The organism is Dapis purpurea BLCC-M126 (assembly GCF_050015975.1).
Classification (GTDB): domain Bacteria; phylum Cyanobacteriota; class Cyanobacteriia; order Cyanobacteriales; family Microcoleaceae; genus Trichodesmium.
Genome location: NZ_JBNHER010000181.1, coordinates 1 through 3,442 on the forward strand (window position 1 = coordinate 1; position 3,442 = coordinate 3,442).

At 34.9% G+C, this 3,442-nt stretch carries 3 protein-coding genes; 2 read left to right on the plus strand and 1 reads right to left on the minus strand.

The window, feature by feature from the left end; all coding sequences use genetic code 11:
- Positions 1-551: 551 nt before the first annotated feature.
- Positions 552-764, minus strand: coding sequence for an Hfq-related RNA-binding protein (locus ACP6PL_RS15940; RefSeq protein WP_293101010.1), 213 nt, complete (start codon positions 762-764; stop codon positions 552-554).
- A 65-nt stretch (positions 765-829) separates the two neighbouring features.
- Between ACP6PL_RS15940 and dapF the strand changes: the two genes are divergently transcribed.
- Positions 830-1,681, plus strand: a complete 852-nt coding sequence (gene dapF, locus ACP6PL_RS15945; RefSeq protein ID WP_426546248.1) for a diaminopimelate epimerase — start codon at positions 830-832, stop codon at positions 1,679-1,681.
- 200 nt (positions 1,682-1,881) lie between these two features.
- Positions 1,882-3,027, plus strand: coding sequence for a hypothetical protein (locus ACP6PL_RS15950; protein WP_426546249.1), 1,146 nt, complete (start codon positions 1,882-1,884; stop codon positions 3,025-3,027).
- The last annotated feature ends 415 nt before the right edge of the window (positions 3,028-3,442 follow it).

Sequence of the window (3,442 nt, forward strand, 5' to 3'; positions counted from 1 at the left end):
CACAAAACTGTTGTAGGAGTAATGAGTAAGGAGTAATGAGTAAGGAGTAAGGAGTCAGTATCATTGTGGTTTATTAATATGAAAACCGCTGTAATCCACAATAACTTAGTTGTGTCAACCTAGTAAGATAAATTTTCGTAGATTTGAAGCTTTACTGCCTTTCCCATAGGACATTATTATTCAATAGAAGGTGGAAATTACTGGTTTTCAATGAAAATAAGAATGTGGTAAGTAATCGAACAGAATTATTTACAAACTTAGGTATATTAGTATCTAGGCCAGATAAGGATTGAAGATTTAATGAGTGTTTCAATAATTGATAATTGATAATGAATAATTGATAATTACCTCTCCCTAAAATGAAGAGGATTGAGGCAGTAGGGAAAATTTTTCTTGTTTCTCCTTTAAAGGAGAGGCTTTAAACCTTAATTATTCGGTAATTAATTCTATCTAACTTTAGTAGATTACCACCGTGGAAGAGTTACTACCGCTATGGAACGAAATAGTTTAAAATAGTTAAGTTGATAAATTAAGTGTCGTGTCAATTAGTATTAGTTTTTGGGTTTGAGATAAACAATAGATTGTCGCCAAATTAGAATTGGTAAATCATACTGATCTAAAAGGCAGATACAATTTTGGTCTTGCCAGAAAACTTTTCCTACATGAAGGTCGTTAGTAATTAGTTTCATTTCTACTTCTTTTTTCTCTTTGATATAGGTTTGAATTTGGCGGGTACTTGGCAAACTGGTATCAAAATCAGACATAATTACTATTTAATATATTTTCTGTTAGAGTAAATTTTTACCTAAATTATTGGAGCAGAATAATAATGACAATATCATTTACTAAATATCATGGTTTAGGTAACGATTTTATTTTGATTGATAATCGCTACCAATCGCAGCCTATACTAACACCAGAACAAGCGATAAAATTATGCGATCGCAATTTTGGTATTGGTGCAGATGGTGTAATTTTTGCCCTACCTGGAGAAGAGCAAGCTGATTATACCATGCGGATTTTCAATTCCGATGGTTCGGAACCAGAAATGTGTGGAAATGGGATTAGATGTTTAGCGAAGTTTATAGCAGAACTAGAAAATAATAATAAAACTAAATATAATATTTATACTGGCGCTGGTCTGATCGTTCCTGAATTACAATCTGATGGCCAAGTAACAGTTGATATGGGAAAACCAAGACTATTGGCATCTGAAATACCGACAACTTTGAGTAATCCCGATGAAAAAGTCATAGATCGATCCCTAGAAGTAGCTGGAAAGTCTTGGTCTGTCACCTGTGTGAGTATGGGAAATCCCCACTGCATAACTTTCGTGGAAGATGTTACTGTTATAGATTTAGCAAAAATAGGTCCTGAATTTGAAAATAACTCAGTATTTCCAGAACGTACTAATACAGAATTTATTCAAGTTATTAGCCCAAAATATGTAAAAATGCGAGTATGGGAAAGAGGAGCTGGTGCAACACTAGCTTGTGGTACAGGTGCTTGTGCGTCAGTGGTAGCAGGGGTGTTAACTCAGAATAATGAGCACTTAGTTACAGTAGAGCTACCTGGAGGTTGTTTACAAATTGAATGGTCAACTACAGACCAGAAAATTTATATGACTGGACCAGCAAAAAAAGTATTTGCAGGAGTTATTGATGAATCAGTAATAAAGTAGCATTCAGCACTCAGTAATATGCTGATTGCTTCACAAGGCTAACACCAACATCCTCTCATGGTGTATAATGGATGAAAACTAAATGCTGTTTTAAATGCTGTTTGCGGAGCATTCCGTAAGGAAAAGCTGATAGCTAGTTAAATTAGAATTTGTAATAATTTTAACTTTTAACTTTATAACTTAACAATAGGGGTATATTCATGGGAGGAGGTATTTATTTAATTCAGGATAACGACCAACTTGTGGAAATGACAGAACAAGCTTATGATTCCGAAGATCAACTACAAGAATTTCTGGAAACTTATCCTAATCTCCTAGCAGGAGATGATATAGACAGAGGTACCCCTAGACGATGGTTATTAATTTCACGGGAAATAGCAACATCAAAAGAAGAAGACATAACTCAGGAATGGGCATTATCTCATTTATTTCTCGATCAAGAAGCAATTCCAACATTGGTAGAAGTTAAACCAACTTACAATACAGAAGCTCGTCAAAAAGTAGTAGGTCAAATGATTGATTATGCTGCTAATGCAGGAATTTATTGGCCTCTGGAATCAATTATTGCTAAGTTTGAAGTTAATTGCCGAGAAAATGGTCGCGATCCAGAACAAGTATTTGAAGAGTTTTTGGGGACAGATGCTAATGAGGAAAAATTTTGGCAGAAAGTTAAAACAAATCTGCAAGCAGGGAAAATTCGTTTAGTATTTGTGGCAGAGGATATTCCAGCGGAACTAAGAAGAATAGTAGAGTTTCTCAATGGACAGATGGATCCAGTAGAAATTTTAGCACTAGAAATTAAACAGTATGTTAGTCAAGAAGGTTTAAGAACTTTAGTTCCTAGAGTAATTGGTCAAACTACAGAAGCGCAACTTAAAAAATCAAGCACAACTCGTGAAAGAAGGAAGTGGGATGAGGCATCTTTCTTTCCAGAGTTCAAAACAAGATGGGGTTCTGATGAAGCATCAATAGTCATTAAAATTCATAACTGGGCTAAAACTCAAGAACCTTTAGTGAAAATTCAGTGGGGTACAGGGGATGTTTACGGTGGTTTTGCAGCAATAGTTAATCAAGCAGGAAGAAAAAGTCTAGAGTTGTTTAGTATTGATATTTCTGGTCGTCTGGAAATTTACTCTAATAATTATAGTTGTCAACCTCCATTTAATAGTGACAGTAAATGGTTGGAGTTGAGGTCTAAACTTAGTTCTATAGGTTTAGCTTTACCAGGAAATTCTGAGGAGTTTAGAGCGCCTAGCTTACGTTTATCAACGTTACAAGATGATGAGGCATTGGAGCAAGTAATGGAAACTTTTCATTGGGTTATCGAGGAAGTTAATCAAGGTTAATTCAGTTTCTATAACTCTCTGTTCATCCTCTCTTAACTACTCCCTGCAAAGAGCAAAAAGACTTTATTCAGCAGACTCTATACTATTTAGTTGAATAAAAAGTCATGCTTATGGACGATAAACCCCAGTTAATCCTTACAATATCACAATTAAAGTGAGGATGCAACCGAATATTCTTTGACACGTCGACTTTTTTGGGTAGCTCTCAGAAAATTAAAATGTCTGTGGTTTTCCGCTGAGTCAGGATAGATGGAAAGATTTGATGAAGCAAAAACAAGCATATATATGTTTATTAGAGCTTGGCAAAATGAAAATTTTTCTGGTATTTCTTCTGGGGAAATTTCCTGAATATTCGACGATATTACTCCCTTCCCGCCAGAAGATTACCTATAATGTAATAATAAAAACTACATAA

Bases quoted from the DNA above. Each gene is read 5' to 3' on its own strand.
- ACP6PL_RS15940 (WP_293101010.1), bottom strand. From the start codon at position 764: ATGTCTGATTTTGATACCAGTTTGCCAAGTACCCGCCAAATTCAAACC.
- dapF (WP_426546248.1), top strand. From the start codon at position 830: ATGACAATATCATTTACTAAATATCATGGTTTAGGTAACGATTTTATT.
- ACP6PL_RS15950 (WP_426546249.1), top strand. From the start codon at position 1,882: ATGGGAGGAGGTATTTATTTAATTCAGGATAACGACCAACTTGTGGAA.